General features: G+C 66.4%; 17 protein-coding genes and 1 pseudogene. 8 read left to right on the forward strand and 10 right to left on the reverse strand.

Annotation, left to right across the window (positions count from 1 at the left end; translation table 11 throughout):
• Positions 1-648: LysR family substrate-binding domain-containing protein (locus G3O00_RS16670; RefSeq protein WP_206143654.1), on the forward strand; the 648-nt coding region annotated here is incomplete at its 5' end.
• 24 nt (positions 649-672) lie between these two features.
• On the opposite strand, the gene G3O00_RS16675 is transcribed toward G3O00_RS16670, so the two are convergent.
• Positions 673-1,326 (reverse strand): TetR/AcrR family transcriptional regulator, encoded by a 654-nt coding sequence (locus G3O00_RS16675; RefSeq protein WP_174932599.1) that lies wholly within the window; start codon positions 1,324-1,326, stop codon positions 673-675.
• A 149-nt stretch (positions 1,327-1,475) separates the two neighbouring features.
• Between G3O00_RS16675 and G3O00_RS16680 the strand changes: the two genes are divergently transcribed.
• A complete protein-coding gene (locus tag G3O00_RS16680; protein ID WP_206143655.1) occupies positions 1,476-2,768 on the forward strand; it encodes an NAD(P)/FAD-dependent oxidoreductase in 1,293 nt (430 codons plus the stop codon).
• A 44-nt stretch (positions 2,769-2,812) separates the two neighbouring features.
• Positions 2,813-3,211, forward strand: coding sequence for a DUF3331 domain-containing protein (locus G3O00_RS16685; protein ID WP_011354605.1), 399 nt, complete (start codon positions 2,813-2,815; stop codon positions 3,209-3,211).
• A gap of 29 nt (positions 3,212-3,240) precedes the next feature.
• Here the strand turns inward: G3O00_RS16685 and G3O00_RS16690 are convergent, their stop codons facing one another.
• Both G3O00_RS16690 and ggt read right to left on the reverse strand, forming a co-directional pair.
• Complete coding sequence (locus G3O00_RS16690; RefSeq protein WP_050781619.1) at positions 3,241-4,569, reverse strand: dicarboxylate/amino acid:cation symporter; 1,329 nt, start codon at positions 4,567-4,569, stop codon at positions 3,241-3,243.
• A 225-nt stretch (positions 4,570-4,794) separates the two neighbouring features.
• Positions 4,795-6,546, reverse strand: a complete 1,752-nt coding sequence (ggt, locus tag G3O00_RS16695; RefSeq protein ID WP_206143656.1) for a gamma-glutamyltransferase — start codon at positions 6,544-6,546, stop codon at positions 4,795-4,797.
• Between the two features lie 363 nt (positions 6,547-6,909).
• On the opposite strand from ggt, the gene G3O00_RS16700 reads away from it, so the two are divergent.
• The gene (locus tag G3O00_RS16700; protein WP_206143677.1) at positions 6,910-7,788 is read left to right on the forward strand and encodes a MurR/RpiR family transcriptional regulator; all 879 of its coding nucleotides are present in this window, start codon (positions 6,910-6,912) and stop codon (positions 7,786-7,788) included.
• Between the two features lie 27 nt (positions 7,789-7,815).
• Here the strand turns inward: G3O00_RS16700 and G3O00_RS16705 are convergent, their stop codons facing one another.
• The 3 genes from G3O00_RS16705 to G3O00_RS16715 all read right to left on the reverse strand — a co-directional run bounded on the left by G3O00_RS16705 (position 7,816) and on the right by G3O00_RS16715 (position 12,596).
• The gene (locus G3O00_RS16705; RefSeq protein ID WP_206143657.1) at positions 7,816-9,162 is read right to left on the reverse strand and encodes a nitrate/sulfonate/bicarbonate ABC transporter ATP-binding protein; all 1,347 of its coding nucleotides are present in this window, start codon (positions 9,160-9,162) and stop codon (positions 7,816-7,818) included.
• Between the two features lie 11 nt (positions 9,163-9,173).
• Positions 9,174-10,925 carry an ABC transporter permease subunit gene (locus G3O00_RS16710; RefSeq protein ID WP_206143658.1) on the reverse strand — a complete coding sequence of 584 codons (1,752 nt, stop codon included), beginning with the start codon at positions 10,923-10,925 and terminating at the stop codon, positions 9,174-9,176.
• 81 nt (positions 10,926-11,006) lie between these two features.
• Positions 11,007-12,596, reverse strand: coding sequence for an inorganic phosphate transporter (locus G3O00_RS16715; RefSeq protein ID WP_206143659.1), 1,590 nt, complete (start codon positions 12,594-12,596; stop codon positions 11,007-11,009).
• Between the two features lie 254 nt (positions 12,597-12,850).
• On the opposite strand from G3O00_RS16715, the gene G3O00_RS16720 reads away from it, so the two are divergent.
• The 4 genes from G3O00_RS16720 to G3O00_RS16735 all read left to right on the forward strand — a co-directional run bounded on the left by G3O00_RS16720 (position 12,851) and on the right by G3O00_RS16735 (position 16,066).
• Positions 12,851-13,795, forward strand: a complete 945-nt coding sequence (locus G3O00_RS16720; protein WP_206143660.1) for a metallophosphoesterase — start codon at positions 12,851-12,853, stop codon at positions 13,793-13,795.
• 25 nt (positions 13,796-13,820) lie between these two features.
• A complete protein-coding gene (locus tag G3O00_RS16725; RefSeq protein WP_206143661.1) occupies positions 13,821-14,159 on the forward strand; it encodes a cupredoxin domain-containing protein in 339 nt (112 codons plus the stop codon).
• 94 nt (positions 14,160-14,253) lie between these two features.
• On the forward strand, positions 14,254-14,715 hold the full coding sequence (locus G3O00_RS16730) for a cupin domain-containing protein (protein WP_206143662.1): 462 nt from the start codon (positions 14,254-14,256) through the stop codon (positions 14,713-14,715).
• Positions 14,716-14,926: 211 nt separating this feature from the next.
• Complete coding sequence (locus G3O00_RS16735; RefSeq protein WP_206143663.1) at positions 14,927-16,066, forward strand: patatin-like phospholipase family protein; 1,140 nt, start codon at positions 14,927-14,929, stop codon at positions 16,064-16,066.
• Between the two features lie 274 nt (positions 16,067-16,340).
• On the opposite strand, the pseudogene G3O00_RS16740 reads toward G3O00_RS16735, so the two are convergent.
• The 4 genes and pseudogenes from G3O00_RS16740 to G3O00_RS16755 form a co-directional block, all read right to left on the reverse strand.
• Positions 16,341-17,309, reverse strand: a pseudogene (locus G3O00_RS16740) (D-2-hydroxyacid dehydrogenase family protein); the annotation flags it as partial.
• A 126-nt stretch (positions 17,310-17,435) separates the two neighbouring features.
• Positions 17,436-18,596: an alpha/beta fold hydrolase gene (locus G3O00_RS16745; RefSeq protein WP_206143665.1), complete on the reverse strand. Its 1,161-nt coding sequence runs from the start codon at positions 18,594-18,596 to the stop codon at positions 17,436-17,438.
• Positions 18,597-18,681: 85 nt separating this feature from the next.
• The gene (locus G3O00_RS16750; RefSeq protein ID WP_174932621.1) at positions 18,682-20,046 is read right to left on the reverse strand and encodes an MFS transporter; all 1,365 of its coding nucleotides are present in this window, start codon (positions 20,044-20,046) and stop codon (positions 18,682-18,684) included.
• 22 nt (positions 20,047-20,068) lie between these two features.
• Entirely contained in the window at positions 20,069-20,761 is a 693-nt protein-coding gene (locus G3O00_RS16755; protein WP_011354569.1) for an HAD family hydrolase, read from the reverse strand.
• Between the last annotated feature and the right edge of the window lie 48 nt (positions 20,762-20,809).

Here is a 20,809-nt window from a genome sequence, read left to right on the forward strand (position 1 = left end):
GGCCTCGGCGGCACGCTGCGGTTGCGCTTCGTCGACAGCACGGTCAACGCGCTGCTGCCGCTGATTCTCCGCGCGTTCCAGGAACGCCATCCGGACGTCGATTTCCAGCTCGAGGAAGGCACGACCGCCGAGCAGGTGCTCGCGTTGCGCCAGGACCGCACGGACGTCGGCCTCGTCGTGCTGCCGGTGGCCGATGCGGGCGACGTGCGCGTCGAGCCGCTGCTGCGCGACCGGATGGTCGCCGCCTTGCCCGACGGTCACCGGCTCGCACACCGCCGGCGCATCGCGCTTGCAGAACTGGCGGACGAACCGTGGGTCATGTTTGCCGCGCACCACGGGCCCGGCATGCATGCGCTGATCGCAACGGCATGCGCGCAGGCCGGCTTCGCGCCGCGCGTCGTCCAGCAGCCGCGCCAGATGCAGACGACGGCCGGACTCGTCGCGGGCGGCATCGGCGTCGCGCTGATGCCGCGCCTGTTCGTGCCGATGCAGCCGCAAGGCATTACGTTCTGCGAACTGAAGGATGCGGGCAGCCCGCTCGCGTACGAGCTGGCGATCGCGTACCGGACGCCATCGCCGCTCATCGATGCGCTGCGCGAGACCGCGCGAAGCGCGGTACGCGAACTGGGGCTGGTGCTGGCGACGTGACCGCGTGCGTCACGCGCGCCGTGCTCAGCCGCCGACGACGTTGAACGCGACGTCGACCACGGCCTTCCGGAACGCGTCCTGCCGCGTGGGCAGCGACGTGTACTCCAGCATCATGTGGCTGTACGACACCGTCGTGCCGATCGCACTCGCAAACATGAAGAACAGCACGGTCGGATCGACCGGACGGATCACGCCGGCCTCGACGCCGTCCGACAACAGCGGAAACAGCACGTCGTAATACGGGCGCACGATCCGCTCCTGCAGCCGGTCGAGCCGCCCGCCCACTTCGGTCGCCGCCGTCGAAAAGAACATGCCCATGTCGGGCTCGTCGAACTCGTGCTCGACACACAGCTCGATCGCGCGCAGCACACGGTCGCGAGGCGACAGCGGCGACGTGCGCAACGCGCGCAGCGCGTCGAACATCGGCACGGCGAGCTCGGCGATTTGCTCGACGACCGCCAGCCACAACGTTTCCTTCGTACCGAAATGGTGCGCGATCAGCGCCGCATCGACCCCCAGCTCGCGCGCGACTTCGCGCACGCTCGTTGCGTCGTAGCCACGCTTCGCGAACGTGCGACGCGCGGCCCGCAATATCACGTCCGGCCCCACGGACGCCCCGGCCAGCGGCCGCCCTCGCATACGCCGCTTGGCCGGCGCGCGCTCAGTGACTTCAGCCACGTCTTCCTGATCTCCTTGAATGATTCGAATACCCCTGTTCAGGCCCCGCTTTAGCGGCGCCGAAAACCGGGTGACCTGCCCCGCTCCGTTGACACGCGAAGCCGGGAAGCGCTAGGATCATACATTATTCATCACTTGATGATTTATCCATGACAACCCCTACACGCATCGTCATCGTCGGCGGCGGCATCGCCGGACTGCAGCTCGCCACCCGCCTGGGCGAGCGCCTCGGCCGGTCCGGGCGCGCACAGGTCACCATCGTCGACCGCAGCCCGACCCACATCTGGAAGCCGATGCTGCACACGATCGCGGCCGGCACGCGCGATGTGCAGCAGCAGCAGGTGATCTTCCTCGCCCATGCCCGTGACCACGGGTACTCGTACCAGCCCGGCGAACTGACGGGGCTCGATCGCGCACGCCGTCGCGTGCAGCTCGGCGAGATCCGCTCGCAGGACGGCGAACTCGTGCTCGAGGCACGCGAACTCGAATACGACGTGCTGATCCTCGCGCTCGGCAGCCAGGCCAACGATTTCGGCGTGCCGGGCGTGCGCGAGCACTGCTATTTCATCGACAGCCAGAAGCAGGCCGAGACCTTCAACGAAGCGTTGCGGGTGCGCGTCTTTCGCAGCATCGCGCGCGACGAACCGTTCCGCGTCGCGATCGTCGGCGCGGGCGCGACCGGCGTGGAACTCGCGGCGGAGCTGAGCCGCTTGCTGGAAGTGGCCCAGGCCTATGGCGACGCGACCGTGCGCGAGCGGCTGCAGCTCACGCTGCTCGAAAGCGGCCCGCGCATCCTCGCCGCGTTTCCGCCGCGGATTTCCGCGTCCGCGCAGCGGCGGCTCGAACAGATCGGCTTTCACGTGCTGACATCGACCCGCGTCACGTCCGCCGCCGCAAACGGCTTCCACTATGGCGACGGTTCGTTCGCCGAGGCGGACTTGATGGTCTGGGCGGCCGGCGTGAAGGCGCCCGATTTCATGCAGGCGCTCGACGGGCTCGACACGAATCGTGCGAACCAGATCGTCGTCGGGCCGTCGCTGCAGGCAACCGGCGACGACCACGTGTTCGCGATCGGCGATTGCGCGAGCCTGCTGCCCGACGGCCACGAGCGGCCGCTGCCGCCCACCGCGCAAGTCGCGACGCAACAGGCCGAGCATCTCGCGAAGCACCTGCCCGCGTGGCTCGAAGGCAAGCCGATTCCGCCATTCGCGTTCCATGATTTCGGCGCGCTCGTGTCGATCAGCGACTACGACGCGTTCGGCACGCTCGGGCAGTTCGGGTTCTTTCGCGGTGGCTTCATCCAGGGGCGTTTTGCGCAGTTCAGCCACCTGATGCTCTACCGGCGGCACCAGCAGGCGCTGCACGGCTTCTCCAAGGCGACCCTGCTGTGGATCGCCGAACGGATCAACGGCTGCGTGCAGCCGCGCATCCGCCTGTCGTGATACCGCGTGTGGCGGTGTCGCGTAACGTTTCGAGGAAAACTGACATGAACAACCGTTTAGCGCCCTGGCTCGTGACCGTTGCCGCGATCAGCAGCTTCGACATGCCGTCCGTCTCGTGGGGCGTGCCGCGGCGGCGCAGCGTCACGCGCGACCGGCTGCCGTCGTGGGACGCGACGAGCAAGCCGTCCATCAGCGTGCTCGAGCGGCCCACGGCCGACACCGTGATGATTTCATGGTGCGACGCGTGCACCGGGCACTACGGTTATCAGAAGTGGCGGCTGTTCACGACGCGCAAGCGTGGCGTGTGCGCGCTGTCGGGGCAGCCGATCAAGATCGGCGACAGTGTCTTCGCGCCGCAATTGCTCGGCTCGACGCCGGGCAACGCCGCCGCGATGGTGCTGGCCGCGTGCATCGACGCGGCCCGCCCCGCCGAGGCGGCCTGACAGCCCGGGATTCGACCCGGGATTCCGCTTCAGGCAGTGGTGACGCGATCCGTATCGCGAACCGCCTCGTTCATGCGTGCTTCGGCTTCCGCATCCAGCCGCGCCGCATTCGCCTCGGCTTCCGCTTCCGGCATCAGCTCGCCTTCCCATTTCGCGACCACCGCGCTGGCGATCGAGTTGCCCACGGCGTTCGTGGCCGAACGGCCCATGTCGAGGAACGTATCGACGCCCAGAATCAGCAACAGCCCGGCTTCCGGGATGTTGAACTGGTGCAGCGTGGCAGCAATCACGACGAGCGACGCACGCGGCACGCCGGCCATGCCTTTCGACGTCAGCATCAGGATCAGCAGCATCGTGACCTGCGTGCCGAGCGACAGGTGAATGCCGTATGCCTGTGCGATGAACAGCGACGCGAACGTGCAGTACATCATCGAGCCGTCGAGGTTGAACGAATACCCCATCGGCATCACGAAGCTCGAGATCTTGCGGCGCACGCCGAAACGGTCGAGCGCATCGAGGATCTTCGGATACGCGGCTTCCGAGCTCGCGGTCGCGAACGACAGCATGAACGCTTCCTTGATCAGCACCAGCAGCTTGAACACGCGGCGGCCGAGGAACAGCAGCCCGGCGGCGACGAGCGTGCCCCACAGCAGGAACAGGCTCAGGTAGAAGTCGCCCATGAACACCGCGAACTTCAGCAGGATCGACAGGCCGTTGATCGCGACGGTCGATGCCATCGCCGCCAGCACCGCGAGTGGCGCGAGCTTCATCACGTAGCCGGTGATCTTGAGCATCACGTGCGCGAGCTGGTCGATCGCCGCGACAAGGATCTTGCCGCGTTCGCCGAGCGACGCGAGCGCCACACCGAAGAACATCGAGAACACGACGATCTGCAGGATCTCGTTGTTCGCCATCGCCTCGGCGATCGACTTCGGCACCATGTGGCCGACGAAATCCTTCAGCGTGAACTTGGACGTCGCGAGATGCGCGGACGCGCCGATATCCGGCAGCGGCAGCCCGAGGTTCTCGCCCGGACGCAGCAGGTTCGCCATCAGCAGGCCGAGCAGCAGCGAGATCAGCGACGCGGTGACGAACCAGCCGAGCGCCTTCACGAACACGCGGCCCACCGACGACGCGTCGCCCATGTGCGCGATGCCAACGACCAGCGTCGAGAACACCAGCGGGCCGATCACCATCTTGATCAGCCGCAGGAACACGTCGGACACCAGCGAGATGTAGCCGGCGATCTCCACCGCGGACTGCTTGTCCGGCAGTTGCGTATAGATCATGTAGCCGATCAGGATGCCGGCAGCCATCGCGAGCAGGATCCAGCCTGCCGCGGACATTCGTTTGTTCATAACGGAATTCGACGCACGGGAAGAAGTTGACGGATGAAGGGCGCGCATCCGGTGCCGTGCCAGGGCGCGCGCGTGGCGAGCCGGTCGTGCCCGGTGTGTCGGGCACGGGCGCCGGCGCCGGTCAGGCTCGCGGCTATCCGCGAGCTGACGTGCTGCCGCCGCTACGGCATTCGCGCGAAGGCGAACGCCGGCGGCAGCGATTCAGCGTGATGCGATCAGGCCAGATCAGTAACCGATTGCCGAGCCGGCCGGACGGCGCGGATCGTTGTAGCCGTAGATGAAGCCGACCCGCACGTTGCCGGACACGGACGAATCGTTCCCGGAACTCTGGCGGCTCGCCGCTTCGGTGCCCGGCAGGCCGACCATGATCAGCTCGGCGGCGCCCCATGGCGTCTGCTCGACCATCTTGTAGCCCATGTTGCGCAGGATCGCGAGCGTGTCGGGCGACAGGCCGTAGGTTTCGTAATAGACCTCGTCAGGCAGCCACTGATGGTGGATGCGCGGCGCGGTGACCGCGTCCTGCGGCGTCATCCCGTAGTCGATCACGTTCAGCACCGTCTGCAGCGTGATCGTGATGATGCGCGAGCCACCCGGCGAGCCGACCACCATGAACACCTTGCCGTCCTTCTTCACGATGGTCGGCGCCATCGACGACAGCGGACGCTTGCCCGGCGCGATCGAGTTGCGCGTGCCCTGCACGAGGCCGAACAGGTTCTGCGCGCCGACCTTCACGGTGAAGTCGTCCATCTCGTCGTTCAGGAAGAAGCCCGTGCCCGGCGCAATGACCACGGCGCCGAAGCGGCCGTTGACCGTGTAGGTCGTCGACACCGCGTTGCCGTCCTTGTCGATGATCGAATAGTGGGTCGTCTCCGGCTTCTCGTGCACGCCGACGCCCGGCTGCACGTCGACCGACGGCGTTGCCGTATCCGAATGGATGCTCTTGCGGATCTGCGCCGCGTATTCCTTGCTCGTCAGCTTCGCGACCGGGTTGTCGATGAAGTTCGGATCGCCGAGCAGCGTGTTGCGATCTTCGTATGCATGGCGCATCGCTTCGGTCATGTAGTGCACCGCCGCGGCCGAATGGTAGCCAAGCTTGCGCATGTCATACCCTTCGAGGATGTTCAGCGTCTCGCACATCGTCACGCCACCCGAGCTCGGCGGCGGAGCCGACACGAACTCGTAGCCGCGATACGAACACGTCAGCGGCGCGATGTCCTGCGCACGGTACGACGCGAAGTCGGCCGCCGTGATCAGGCCGCCGCCCTTCTTGGCCGCCGCCTCGACAGTCTTCGGGATCTCGCCGTGATAGAACGCGTCGGGGCCCTGCTCCGCGATGCGCTCGAGCGTGCGGGCCAGGTCCTTCTGCACCAGGCGATCGCCCGGCTGCAGCGGCGTGCCGTCCGGCCGCAGGAAGATGCGGGCCGCATCCGGATCCTTCTTGAAGCGGTCGATCGTCGTGTCGAGGATGTCCGTATCGCCACGCGTCAGCACGAAACCGTCGCGCGCGAGGCGGATCGCCGGCGCCATGACCTGCTTGCGCGTCAGCTTGCCGTACTTGCGCTGTGCGAGATCGAGGCCGGCGACCGTGCCCGGCACGCCGACCGCACGATAGCCGTACAGGCTGTCGTCCGGAATGACGTTGCCCTTCGCATCGAGATACATGTTCGCGGAAGCCGCAGCCGGTGCGGTTTCGCGGAAATTGATGAAGCGGTCGCGGCCGTCGGCCAGGTGGACGGTCATGAAACCGCCGCCGCCGATGTTGCCGCAGCACGGGTTGGTCACGGCCTGCGCGTAGCCGACCGCCACCGCCGCGTCCACCGCGTTGCCGCCTTCCTTCAGGATGTCGACGCCGATCTGCGACGCGAAATGCTGCGACGAAACGACCATGCCGTTCTTCGCTTCAACCGCGGGGTCCGACGCGGCGAACGCGCACACGCTCATGGCCGACAACAGGGTGAGTACTACGAGCCGCCTCATGACGGGATCCTCCAGACAAATAAACCGGGCCAGGCCGGGATGCGCCGTCGCATCGTCGCGTGTCGGCGCCGCCAATCCGGCATGTAATAAACAATACATCCCGGCGAGGCCGCGATCATAGCACTCGCTTTTTTTCGCTAAAACCTAGGGTTATCACTGAATTTATGACCACTGTGGCCAAGGGCACATTTCGATGTATGTTTGTTTTATTACACAACCCGATGCATCACGCGATCGCGTGATGCGTCCCTCTAATTTCGGGCCGCCGGCGGCCTGTCGAGCGTCGATCGGCTAACATGCGTGGAGTCGCCGGCAGACATCCGTCTGCCGTTTGTCATTCAGATCAGAGAGCTGGAGTGCCCGATGGGGACGAGCATCAGGGCGTTGCTGTTATCCCAGATGGATAGCTTCACGCCGTCGGAACAGAAGGTCGCGCAGGCGTTGCTGGACCGCTACCCGAGCCTCGGGCTCGGGCCGATTGCGAGCTTTGCCAAACAGGCTGAGGTGAGCGATCCGACCGTGTTTCGCTTTGTCGTCCGGATCGGCTTTCCGAATTACTCGTCGTTCCAGCAGGCGCTGTACGGTGAAATCGACACGGCGATGAATTCGCCGCTCGCGCGGATGGATGCGTTCCACTCGGCCGGCGGCATGCGCGACAGTCATTCGGCGATTTTCCAGCGGCTGTCCGGGTCGCTGGCCACCACGATCGAAGGACTCGATGCGGCGGCATTCGACGCCGCGGTGGCGCTGCTGGCCAATCCGGATGTGCGTGTCTTTTGTGGCGGCGGGCGTTACACGGCGCCACTCGCGTCGCTGTTTTCGTTCACGCTGACCTACGCGCGGCCCCATGTTCAGTATGTCGAACCGAATGTGAACCTCGCGTCGGTCGCATTGGCGGACATGGGGCCCGGCGACGTGCTCGTCATTTTCGATTTTCGCCGCTATCAGCGGGACAGTATTCGCTTTGCGCAGGCCGCGCATCGGCTCGGCGCGCGCGTGCTGCTGATCACGGACGAATGGCACTCGCCTATCGGCGAGTTTGCGGAGATCGTGCTGCGCATCCGCGGGCAGCCGTTCGCGATGCTACAAACCAACGTGCCGGCGCTCGCGCTCGCTGAAGCACTCGTGATCGGCGTGACGAATCAGTTGCCCGAGCTGGCAAGGCAGCGGATGGAGAAGATCGAGCATCTGAACTCCGGGGGGAACGAGCCGGATATCAGTCAGCGGGATTTGCCCGAATGACGATGGCTCGCCATTCGGGCACAGGCTTCAGCTCTCGACATCCTCGAGGCTGAACACCTCGGTCTTGTCGTTATACGAGAACACTTCCCCGTAACGGCCCCAGTCGATCACCGCGTCGAGCGTTTCCTCGGCCGCTTCGTCGGACAGGAAATCCTCCAGCTCCTGCTCGAAGCGCACGCGCGGCGCGCGATGGCCCGGGCGCTCGTTCAGCACCTTCCTGATCCGTGCAGCCAGCGGCACGTGCTTCAGCAGGTGATCCGCGAACATCAGCTTGCGCTCCTGCGTGCCGAATTCCGCAAACACGCGCGCGGGCGGCGTGAGGAACACATCCCCTTCCCGCACATCCGCGAAGCCGAGGTACTGCAGCACTTCGGCGATCGGGAACAGTTCGTCGACCTCGAGGTGCAGCGTACGCGCGATTTCCGGCATGTCCGCGCGGCCGTGGTACGGCGCCATCGCGAGCGTTTCGATCAGGCCGGCCATCAGGTTGGTCGACACGCGCGGCATCCAGCTGCCGAGCTCCAGCCCCTTCTTCGTCGCCTCGTTGGTCTGGCGGGCGGTCATTTTCGCGTAGATGTCGTCGACGAGCTTGCGGAAATCGGTATCGAGCCGGTTGCGCGGATGCTTGAACGGCACCTTGATCTCGGCAATCACGCGGCCCGGGTTCGACGACAGCACGAGAATCCGGTCGCACATGAACACCGCTTCCTCGATGTTGTGCGTGACGATCAGCACCGACTTGATCGGCATCCGGCCTTGCGTCCACAGATCGAGCAGGTCGGTACGCAGCGTCTCGGCCGTCAGCACGTCGAGTGCGGAGAACGGCTCGTCCATCAGCAGGATCGTCGGATCGACGACGAGCGCACGCGCAAAGCCCACGCGCTGACGCATGCCGCCCGACAGCTCGCGCGGATATGCGTTTTCGAAGCCGTCGAGACCGATCAGGTCGATCGCGGCGAGTGCACGCTCGCGCCGCTCACGCGCATCGACGCCGAGCGCTTCGAGGCCGGCTTCCACGTTCTGCAGCACGGTGAGCCACGGGAACAGCGCGAAGGTCTGGAACACCATCGCGACACCCTCGGCCGGACCATCCAGCGGCTTGCCGAGATAGGACACCTCGCCGCCGGTCGGCTCGATCAGGCCGGCGATGATGCGCAGCAGCGTCGACTTGCCCGAGCCGGAGCGGCCAAGCAGCCCGACGATCTCGCCTTCGCGCAGCGACAGGTTCGCATCGTCGAGCACCAGCAACTCGCCTTGCGACTTGTTGAAACCGCGGCTGACATGCTCGACGCGCAGGATCTCGTCGCCGAGGCGCGGCGGCTGGGCCGGCTGGTTCGTCTGGACAGGGGCATTCACAACATTCGAATTTTGCATCGTGCTTACTCTCAATCGAGACGGAGCCGGGCTTCCGCATAGGCGTACATCGGACGCCACAGCAGACGGTTGAACAGGGTAACGAACAGGGACATCACGGCGATGCCCAGGATGATCTTCGGAAAGTCGCCGGCGGCAGTCGTCTGCGCGATATAGGCGCCCAGGCCGTGCGCGACGACCTTCGTGTCGCCCCACTGCACGAACTCGGACACGATGCTCGCGTTCCACGCGCCGCCCGATGCGGTAATCGCGCCGGTCACGTAGTACGGGAAGATGCCCGGCAGGATCGCCTGCCGCCACCACTGCTTGCCGCGAATATGGAAGTTCTTCGTCACTTCCTTGTAGTCGTTCGGATAGGACATCGCGCCCGCGATCACGTTGAACAGGATGTACCACTGGGTGCCGAGCACGATCAGCGGCGACAGCCAGATGTCGGCGTTCAGGTGGAAGCGGACGATCACGATCACGAACACCGGGAACAGCAGGTTGGCCGGGAACGCCGCAAGGAACTGCGCGAGCGGCTGGATCTTCTCGGCCAGCGCAGGACGCAGCCCGATCCACACGCCGAGCGGCACCCAGATCAACGAAGCGATCAGGATCAGCAACAGCACGCGCAGCAGCGTGATCAGGCCGAGTACGAACACGTGGCCGACCTCGGCCATCGTCACGCCGGTCGCGACGAATGTCACGACGCGCCACACGACATACACCGTCAACAGGACCACCAGCACGCCCCACACGATGTCGCCGATCCGCGACGACCGTTTGCTCGATACGACGCGCGCGCCCACGCCCTTGAACGACGGGATGCGCAGCGGCACGCGGGCAGCCTGCGACAGCAGCCAGCCGGCCGGCACGAGCAGCTGATGGATCAGGTGCGTGCGGCGCATCATGTCGAGTAGCCACGATTGCGGCGCATCGCCCGACGCGGTGTTCTCCATCCGGAACTTGTCGGACCACGCGACGAGCGGGCGGAACAGGAACTGGTCATAGGCGAGAATCACGACCGACATCGCGACGATCACCCAGCCGACCGCACCGAGGTTCTTGTCCGAGATCGCCTGCGCGAGATACGCGCCAATGCCCGGCAGCGTGATCGTCTGGTTGCCGACCGTGATGGCCTCCGACGCGACGACGAAGAACCAGCCGCCCGACATCGACATCATCATGTTCCAGATCAGGCCCGGCATCGAGAACGGTACCTCGAGTTTCCAGAAGCGCTGCCACGCCGTCAGGTGGAAGCCGCGCGACACTTCATGCAGGTCGCGCGGCACCGTGCGCAGCGACTGGTAGAAGCTGAACGTCATGTTCCACGCCTGGCTCGTGAAGATCGCGAAGATCGCGGCCAGCTCCGCACCGAGCACGCGGCCCGGAAACAGCGCGAGGAAGAACGTGACGGTAAACGAGATGTAGCCGAGCACCGGCACCGACTGCAGGATGTCGAGGATCGGAATCAGCACCATGCCGGCGCGGCGGCTTTTTGCGGCGAGCGTGCCGTAGACGAGCGTGAACACGAGCGACGCGACCATCGCGGCGAGCATCCGCAGCGTGGTGCGCAACGCGTATTCGGGCAGGTTGGCCGGGTCGAGCGTGATCTTCTGCGTCTGCAGCACGCCGATCGGCGCCATCGTCTGGTGGAAGCCGATGATCGTCATCGCGAGCAGGCAGATGATCAGCGGAAACGCGACGGCATCCCAGCGGTTGGGCAGCACGCGCCACGCCGAGGCGTTCGCGGTGCGGTTCGGATCGAAACTGATATCCATCGGTAGCGTCTTGTGTTGAATTGAAAATCGATGGGACCAGCCGCGCCATGCGCGGCCGGACGTCGCGCCCCCCGGCGCGGGTCAGAACAGTCCGTGCAGTACCCAGTACAGGCCGGCCGACAGTGCGATCGATGCGGGCAGCGTGAGCACCCACGCGAGCACGAGGTTGCGCACCGTATCCCAGCGCAGGCCCGCGCCGCTGGCCGTCATCGTGCCGGCCACGCCCGACGCGAGCACGTGCGTCGTCGACACCGGCAGCCCGTATGCGTCGGCCATCCCGATCGTCAGCATCGCGACGGCCTCGGCCGATGCGCCCTGCCCGTAGGTGAGATGCGACTTGCCGATCTTCTCGCCGACCGTCACGACGATCCGCTTCCAGCCGACCATCGTGCCGAGGCCGAGCGCGATCGCGACGGCGACCTTCACCCAGGTCGGGATGAATTTCGTCGCGCGGTCCATCTGCTGCTTGAACGCTTCGAGCGCGCTCGCGTCCTCGACCGAGAACGCCGGCGCCTTCGCCTTCTCCATCAGCCGGATTGCCTCGGACGCGACGTACATGTTGTTGCGCACGTTGTCGACGAGGTTCTGCGGCACGCTCGAGATGCCGCCGGCCTGCGCGACCTGGTCGGCGATCGTGTCGGTGAGCTTGCCCAATGCCGGGACCGTCGCAGGCGTCAGCTTGTGCGTGCGCACGTACGCCTCGACATCGGCGCGCGGGTCGGTCGACTGTGCGGCCGGGTCCGCGTACTTGACGAGCGTCGTCGACGCATGGCGCGCCACCGCGACGAACGTGCTCGTCTGGTCGGGCGTCACGGCCTTGTTCAGCGCATACGCGGTCGGCATCACGCCGATCAGGATCAGCATGATCAGCCCCATGCCCTTCTGGCCGTCGTTCGAGCCGTGCGCGAACGACACGCCCGTGCAGGTGAGGATCAGCAGCAGGCGGATCCAGAACGGCGGCGGCTTGTTGCCCTTCGGCTCCTGGTACAGCGCCGGCACGCGCACGAGCGCCTTCAGGAGCAGCAGCACGAGCGCGGACAGCACGAAGCCGATCAGCGGCGAGAACAGCAGCGCCTTGCCGACGCCGAGCGCCTGGTTCCAGTCGACGCCGCTCGTGCCCGACGGGCCGCTGACGATCTGGTTCATCAGGCCGACGCCGATGATCGAGCCGACGAGCGTGTGCGAACTCGACGACGGCAGCCCGAAATACCAGGTCGCGAGGTTCCACGTGACGGCCGCGATCAGCAGCGCGAACACCATCGCGAAGCCCGAGCCGCTGCCCACCTGAAGGATCAGCTCGACCGGCAGCAACTGCAGGATGCCGAACGCGACGGCGCCGCTCGATACGAGCACGCCGAACAGGTTCCAGAGGCCCGACCAGACGACCGCCAGATGCGGGTCGAGCGAGTGCGTATAGATGACGGTCGCGACCGCGTTCGCGGTGTCATGAAAGCCGTTCACGAACTCGAAGCCGAGTGCGATCAGCAGCGCGACGATCAGCAGCAGGAACGGGAGGACCGAGCTTTCCTTGACGGGACTGAGGTCGGCGCTGAGATGGATGCCAACATAGACGATGCCGCAGGCAATGATCAGAAAAAACAGCGCGAGGCTGATGGTACGCGTGCGGTTGCTGACCGCACCGCTGGTTTCCGTTGCCGCGAGATTCGGCATGAAGGGGCTCCGGAGAGGTGACTCGGAGTCGCAGGCTATCGGTCGGTCGTGACGCAAATGTGACGTGTCACTTACAAGACATTGACAGGTCATCCTTCAAAAATCCTGCACCGCCGCGCAAGCCGCCCACACGGGTGTTCGACCTTGTAACGCACGGGAATAAATTCGCCGCTGCGCCGGTATGGCACGCGAAGGCGCCGGTTTATCCAGGACGATCCGGCCGTCCGGTTTCGTCACACGAATGCGAGGCTCACATGTCTTCATCGACCCCCACCAACCCGTCGCGCCGCAAGGCCCTGCAGTGCATGGCCTTCGGCGGCCTCGGCACGCTGTTCACGCTGTCGGGCGGCATCCTGACGCCGTTCGACCTCGCGCTTGCGCAGACCGGCGACGCACTCCCGGCCAACGCGGGCCGCCCGCTGTTCGTGCAGATCAGCGACACGCACATCGGCTTCAACAAGGAGGCGAACCCCGACGTATCGGCCACGCTGAAGCAGACGATCGACCTCGTCAACGGCATGCCGGCGATGCCCGCGCTGGCCATCCATACGGGCGACATCACGCACCTGTCCAAGCCCGAGGAGTTCGACCACGCGTCGCAGTTGCTCTCCGCGCTGCGCGTGCCTGAACTGCATACGGTGCCCGGCGAGCATGACGTCACCGACGGCTCTGGCGCCGAATATTTCGGCCGGTTCGGCAAGGCGTCGGACAACCGCGGCTATTACAGCTTCGATCACGCGGGCGTGCACTTCATCGGCCTCGTCAACGTGATGCACTTCAAGCCGAACGGGCTCGGCAGCTTCGGCGACGACCAGCTCGCGTGGCTCGCGCAGGATCTCAAGGGCCGCTCGTCGAGCACGCCGATCGTCGTGTTCTCGCACATGCCGATGTGGACCATCTACGAGCCGTGGGGCTGGGGCACCGGCGACGCGCCACAGACGATGGCGCTGCTGCGCCGCTTCGGCTCGGTCACCGTATTGAACGGGCACATCCACCAGATCGTGTCGAAGGTCGAGGGCAACGTGACGTTCCACACCGCGCGCTCCACCGCGTTCCCGCAGCCGACGGCCGGCAACGGCCCGGGCCCGTTGCCGCTCACCGTGCCGCGCGACCGGCTGCCGTCGATGCTCGGCGTGACGACCGTCGACTTCGCGGGCCATCCGGTTGCATCGTCGCTGCACGATGCGACGCTGGCCTGACGCACCGAACCCAAGGGAGACCGACATGACCCGCTTCAAGCAATCCAGACTCATCGCGGCGCTGATCCTGTACGCCACCGCCGCCGCCCCGCTCACCGCGTTCGCGCAGGGCCCCGACGGCTCGCTCGTGACGATCCACAATTTCATGTTTTCGCCGATGTCGACCACGATCAAGGCCGGCACGACGATCACGTGGAAGAACCTCGACGGAGAGCCGCACACGGTCGTCAACGATGCCGGCATCTTTCACTCGAGCGCACTCGACCAGAACGATACGTACTCGTTCCGCTTCGACAAGCCGGGCGTCTACAAGGTGTTCTGCGGGATTCACCCGTACATGAAGGAGACCATCACGGTCGAATGACGCGGCGCACGGCGAAACACGCGGACGAATGGCGGACGGCGAGCCGCCTACAATGCCCCCATCCCATTCGCCCGCGTGGCTGACGGAGCCGCCCATGCCCAGGATCGACCTCAGCGCCGTGCCCGAACGCCTCGGCAGCGGCTATCCGCGGCCGTTCGACGCGCCGTGCGCGCAGCGCATCCGCCAGCGCGTCGGCAACGCCGGCGGGCTGCGCGATGTCGGCGTCAACCTGATGCGCGTGCCGCCGGGCGGCTGGTCGAGCCAGCGCCACTGGCACTCCGACGAAGACGAATTCGTCTACGTGCTCGAAGGCGAACTCGTGCTGATCGAGGACGACGGCGAAACCGTGCTGCGCGCCGGCGACTGTGCGGCGTTCCCGAAAGACTCGGGCAACGGCCATCACCTGGTCAACCGGTCGGATGCGGTCGCCGTGTATCTCGAGGTCGGCTCGCGCTCGCCGGACGACGTGATCACCTGCCCGGACATCGACATGATGAGCCCGAGCCGCGACGGCCGGTTCCTGCACAAGGACGGCACGCCTTACCCGGACGCGTGACGCCAGCTGCTCATGCCGGTGGATGCGCGGCCCGAATCGGCGCGAGCTGCCGCACGCGAGCGCACTACCCCGAATCTGCTTGAGGGTCGGATACGACTGGCGAAGCACCTGCAGCCGCCCGCTGCACTGCGGGCAGCCCTCCGCCGCCGATCGCCTAAACTGAATCGATCCGTTCGGATCCGACCCACCGACACACGCAGCGAGGCCAGCCATGACCGCGAGCCAGCCGGCACGCATGGATCTCCCCGGGCAAGTGGTGCTCGTGCTCCAGGGCGGCGGCGCACTGGGCGCGTTCCAGCTCGGCGTCTTTCAGGCGATGGACGAAGCCGGTATCCGGCCCGACTGGGTGGTCGGGACGTCGATCGGCGCGATCAACGCGGCGTTGATCGCCGGGAACCCGCCGGCGCTGCGCTACGAGAAACTGTCCGCATTCTGGCGCCGAGTGACCGAGCGGACCCGTTTCGACACTGCGCCGCTGCTGCCCGGCTGGGACCGGACGCTGGCCGAGCTGATGATCATCGGCGGCGGCATCGCGGGATTCTTCCAGCCCAATCCGGCATCGTGGCTCGGGCCGATGGTCCGCCTCGGCGTCGATCGCGCGTCGTATTACCGGATCGCGCCGCTGCGCGACACGCTCATGTCGCTGATCGATCCCGACCTGCTGAACGCGGGCCACCCGCGCCTGACCGTCAGCGCGGTCAATGCGTGCACGGGCACGATGCGCTATTTCGATTCGCGCGACACGCGGCTCGGGATCGAGCACATCATGAGCTCGGGCGCGCTGCCGCCCGCGTTCCCGGCGATACGGATCGACGGCGAGCCGTACTGGGATGGCGGCGTGTACTCGAACACACCCGTCGAGGTCGTGCTCGACGACAACCCGCGCCGCAGCTCGATCATCTTCTCCGTCCAGATGTGGAACCCGGCCGGCCCCGAGCCCGAGAGCATCTGGCAGGTGTCGGAGCGCCAGAAGGACATCCAGTATGCGAGCCGCACCGACAGCCACATCGCGCGCCAGCAGCAGATCCACCGGCTGCGCCACGTGATCCGCGAACTGGCCCGGCACGTGCCGGAAGCCGAACGCGCGTCGCCGGCGGTGCGCCGGCTCGCCGCGTGGGGCTGCGAAACCACGATGCACCTGGTCAAGCTCGCGGCGCCGCGACTCGCCGGCGACAATCAGTTGAAGGACATCGACTTCACGCCGGACGGCATCGCCGCCCGACGGCAGGCCGGCTACGCAGCTGCACAACGGGCCATTGCGGCACGTCCGTGGGACACGCCGACGGACCCGACGGAAGGCCTGACGGTATTCGACGCCAGCGCGCCGCCCATGTCGGAAAAACCGGCATGACACGCGGCCCCGCGATCGTGCGCCGACCGCATCGGCGCGATCACGCTCGTTCGGCCTGAAGCCGGGCACGGCCAGCCGCATTCACCTCGACCATCGCCACGCCGTCACGCGCCGGGTGCCGCACCACGTAGCCGCGCGCGCAGGCTTCCTCCCATACCGGCAGGCGCGGACACGACGTGCGCCACGCATCGATCACCTCGTCATAGGGCCGCCCGGCAGGCCCGATCCATTCGAGCAGGTCGAGGATCAGCGGCTCGATCGACGCCGTTTCGCGCGCGAGTACATCCGGGTTGACCACGTGGATCGGCTGTCCGGCCGCATAGGACACGATCTGGTCGAACACATCCGAAAACTGCGTCTCGTATTCGTCCTCGGTCACGTAACCGATATGCGGCGTACACACGACATTCGGCAAACTCAGCAACGGATGCCGCGGGTCGCGCAATGGCTCCGTCTCGTAGACGTCCATCGCCGCCATCCCGGGCCTGCCGGCCTGCAACGCCGCTTCAAGCGCACCCGGTGCAACGAGGCCCGCTCGGCTCGTGTTCACCAGCAGCGCGCCGGGTTTCATCCGGCCCAGATCCTCGGCCGTCACGATGCCGCGCGTGGCCGGCACGAGCCGCATGTGCAGCGAAAGCACGTCGCAAGTTTCGAAGAAAGTGGGCTTGTCCGGCGCCGTGCTCCACCCGTCGTCGCGCGCACGCTGCAGCGACGCTTCGCGCGCCCAGACCAGCACGTTCATCCCGAATGCGGCGCCATACCGGGCGACCTCCGCACCGATCCGGCCATAGCCGTAAATCCCCAGCGTGCGCCCGCGCAGCGTCCGCCCGACGCCGATCTGCCAATCGCCGGCCTGCAGCGCGCGCATCTGCTGCGGAATCCGGCGCATCGCGGCAAGCACGAGGCCCCACGTGAGCTCGGCGGCCGCATAGGAAGGCGTGCCCGCATGCTGGTTCGACGACACGATCACACCGTGCGCGGTACACGCATCGATGTCGATGTGCGGATAGACGCTGCGCTGGCTGATCAGCCGCAGCTTCGGCAGCCGCACGATCAGCGGCGCGCGAATCTGCGTGCGTTCGCGGATCAGCACCAGCACGTCCGTGTCGCGCAGGCGCTCGGCCAGCGCGTCGACGTCCTGCACGTGATCGTTCCAGATCGTGACCGCGTGCCCGTCCAGCTTGCGAAAGCACGGCAGCGTGCGCAACGTGTCGAAATAATCGTCGAGGATCGTGATGTTCATGGGGGCGCTCCTGGCAACGCCGTCATCCTGAACCGGGAGCGCTTCGCGGGGAAATGAATTTATCTTGCCGATTCCTGCATTTTTCTGATCGATCGAGCTTCACCGTGCGCGACCTCTCACGCGCACTCACTGCCCCGCCGCCCGCATGTCCGGTGCCGTACCGGCAACGACCGGACACGATGGCGGCAACGCCTGCCCGAACAGCACGGCCAGCCCGCACGCGGACGTGAACATGCCGAGACCGTCATGCCCGACGCCCGGCACTTCGACGACCTGCTGCGCGAGATCGTCGGGATGCCGCTTCTTCAGGTAGTCGAAATACGCGAGCCCGCGCGCGAGCCGGTACGGGCCTTGCGCCATCGCCGCGCACGAGCGGTCGATGAAGTGGGTGTACGGGTTCGTGTCGGCCTGGCCGAGCAGGTACACGACATGACGCGCGACATAGCGGGTTTCGAGATCGCGCACGCCCTGCGACGCGACATAAGGCGGCGCCGACTTCAGCCCGTATTTCCACTCCGTCGCGCCCGGGCAGGTTCCGCCTGCGATCGCCTGGCCATCCGGCCGTTCGTCGTCGAAATACAGGTAGCTCGACGGGTTCGCCACCACATAACGCACCGCGATGCCGGCCCGCTCCAGCGCATCGCCTTCGTGCCCGGCTACCGCATAGCGCTGCAGCAACTGCGCGCCGGCGGAATGGCCGATCACGACCACGGTCGACAACGCGGGATACAGGCTGCGGTCGGTGAAATGCGCGAGCAATGCGTCGAGCGCCGTGAACGAACTGATCGGCCCCGGCTGACGGGCCGCTTCACCGCCCTTCCATCCTTCCTGCGTCCACGCCAGCGTTTGCGCAGGCAACGAAAACGCGCGCGTATCGGCACGCGTCAGGAACTGCGGCGCGACGACCATCGTGCCCTTCCCGGCCGCACCGGCCTTTTCAACGACCTTGAGCCCGGATGCGTAGTACGCGTCGGCATTGCGCAACGTGCCGTGAATCACGACGAAAACACGTGTGACGTCGGGTGCCGCCTGGTCGACCCGATGGTCGGCGTAGACGGGCAACATCGCGCTGCCCTGCGGCGTGTCGACGGTCAAGCGCTGGTCGGCGACGGCCTTCACCGGTGCTTCGAGACGTTCGCGCTGGGTGGGCGTGGCGGCTTCAACTGGATCCGCGCCACCCAGAACGCCGATGGCTGCCGCGACCGGAATCGCGAACGACAGGAATCGGGCGGCCGGTAACGCGCGTGAGCGCCGGAGGTTGGCAAAGGCAACGGAAATGAATGGCATGGCGACGGATCGAGTGGCGGGTAAGACTTTAACGGCGATGGTCGCAGAATCCGTCGCGCGCTGCCGGCCCGTTGCGCAATACGGCTCAGTCGGCCGGCTCGGAAACCCGCCCGGCGTCGGCTCGGGTTTTGCGCGCGTCGCCGCGCGGCGCGTTCCGGCCCTCTGCCGCCGGCGGCAAGTCGCCCGCCGTCACGGCGAGCAACGGGCGCTCGGGATGCACGAACAGCCACAGTACCGCGCCGCAAGCCGCCGCGGCGCCGATCACGAACATCCCGCTGCCCCAGCTGCCGGTGACCTTGACGACGAGCGCGAGCACCATCGGACCCGCGACGTTCGACAGCGCACCCCACACGTTGGTCCAGCCCGACATCACGCCGGCGAACGGCCGCCCGAGATCCTGCGCGGCCGACCAAACGACGACCTGCACGAACCCGACGGCCGCAAACGACAGGCACAGCAGCGAGATGACCGCGGCCATCGCATCCGCGCGGGACGCGGCGACCAGTGCCAGCGCACTCACGACGAACCCCGCGACGGCGACCGGCGTGCGCGCCCAGTAGATCGAGCCCGTCTTCCTCAGCAAGCGGTCGCTGACAGTGCCTGCTACGAATACCGCCACGAACACGGCAACCCACGGCAGCGACGCGACCAGCCCCATCGCCTTCAGCGACAGTCCGCGTGCGCGCATCAGGTAGGTGGGCAGCCACGTCGTGTAGAAGCTCTGGATCAGCACGAGCAGAAAATACTGGATGCCGAAGATCCAGAAGCGCCCCAACCGCAGGCAACGCATGAGCGAACCCGACACGACCGTGTGGCCGGGCGGCTGGCCGGCCGCGATGTAGTCCACCTCGGCCTGCGTGATGAGCGGATGCGACGCCGGTGCATCGCGATAGCCGAACCACCAGACTGCACCGAGCAGCAGGCCGAGCGCACCGAATCCGTAGAAGACGGCATGCCAGCCGAAATGGACGATCGTCCAGGCCGTGAGCGGCGCCGACACGATCGGGCCCAAATACAGTCCCGAGAGCAGCACTGCGTTGCCTTTCGCGCGCTCGCCGGCCGGAAACCAGCGCTTGAGCGCAACGACGCTGCTCGACCAGTCGGCCGACTGCGCGCCGCCGAGCACCAGCCGGCAACCGAACAGCCACGCGAACGAATTGCCGAACGGCGTGACGATCATCATCAGCGACCACACGGTGCTCGTGCCGAACAGTACGCTGCGCGACCCGAAGCGTTCGGCCGCGCGTCCGGCCGGAATCTGGCCGAGCGCATAGGCCCAGAAGTAAATCGTCAGGATCATCGACATCTCGACGATCGACAGGCCGAGTTCGCCCTGGATCGTCGGTGCAGCCACGGCCATCGCCGCGCGATCGAGCGTCATCACGAAGGTCATCGGTGCGACCAGAAACGCGACGATCTTCCAGCGAAGATGGTTCACATGGCGCGCCATCGTGCGGCTCCCGAATCCGGCGTCAGGCGTCGTGCGGGCCGGACGCGTGGCCCGGATCGCGCTGCATTTGCTGCACGATCGCGTCCAGCTCGCCGATATGCGTGCCTACTGCCAGCTTGCCCGCGCGCGCCCATCCGTCGAACGACGTCATCCCGCTCACCGCGCCGACAAACGCCACGCCGGCGCGCTCGGCCGCCTGTGCGTCCACCGCGTGGTCGCCGACATAGATCGCAGCGTGTGCCGGCAGATCAAGCCGTGCCAGTGCCTGCACGAGCCCTTCGGGATCCGGCTTGTGACGCTGCACGTCTTCCCCGCCGATCAGCACGTCGACGAGTGACTGCAATCCGTTACGTTCGAGAATCGCTTCGATCCGGTAGCGAAACTTCGATGAAACGATCGCGACCGCGAGCCCTTGCGCCCGCAACCGGGCAAGCAGCAGCGGCACCTCGGGATAGATATGGGTGCCGGGCACCATGATCTCGTCGGCACGTGCCACGAAGTGACGCGCAAACGCATCGGCCCGCGCCGGTTCGGTTTCGCCCGTCAACAAGCGGAACATCTCGTGCAGCGGCAGCCCGATCACGGCACCGATCTGCGCCGGCGTCGCGCCGGCGGCATCCAGCTGGTGCAACGCGTATTCCGTGCACTCGATGATCGCGGCGGACGAATCCGCCAGCGTCAGGTCGAAATCGAAGATCACAGCCCGAACCGACATGAAAGGACTCCGCAAACGAAGATGACTCGCGCCCGATGCGCGAACCGA

The organism is Burkholderia sp. Ac-20384 (assembly GCF_017104605.1).
Lineage (GTDB): Bacteria > Pseudomonadota > Gammaproteobacteria > Burkholderiales > Burkholderiaceae > Burkholderia > Burkholderia lata.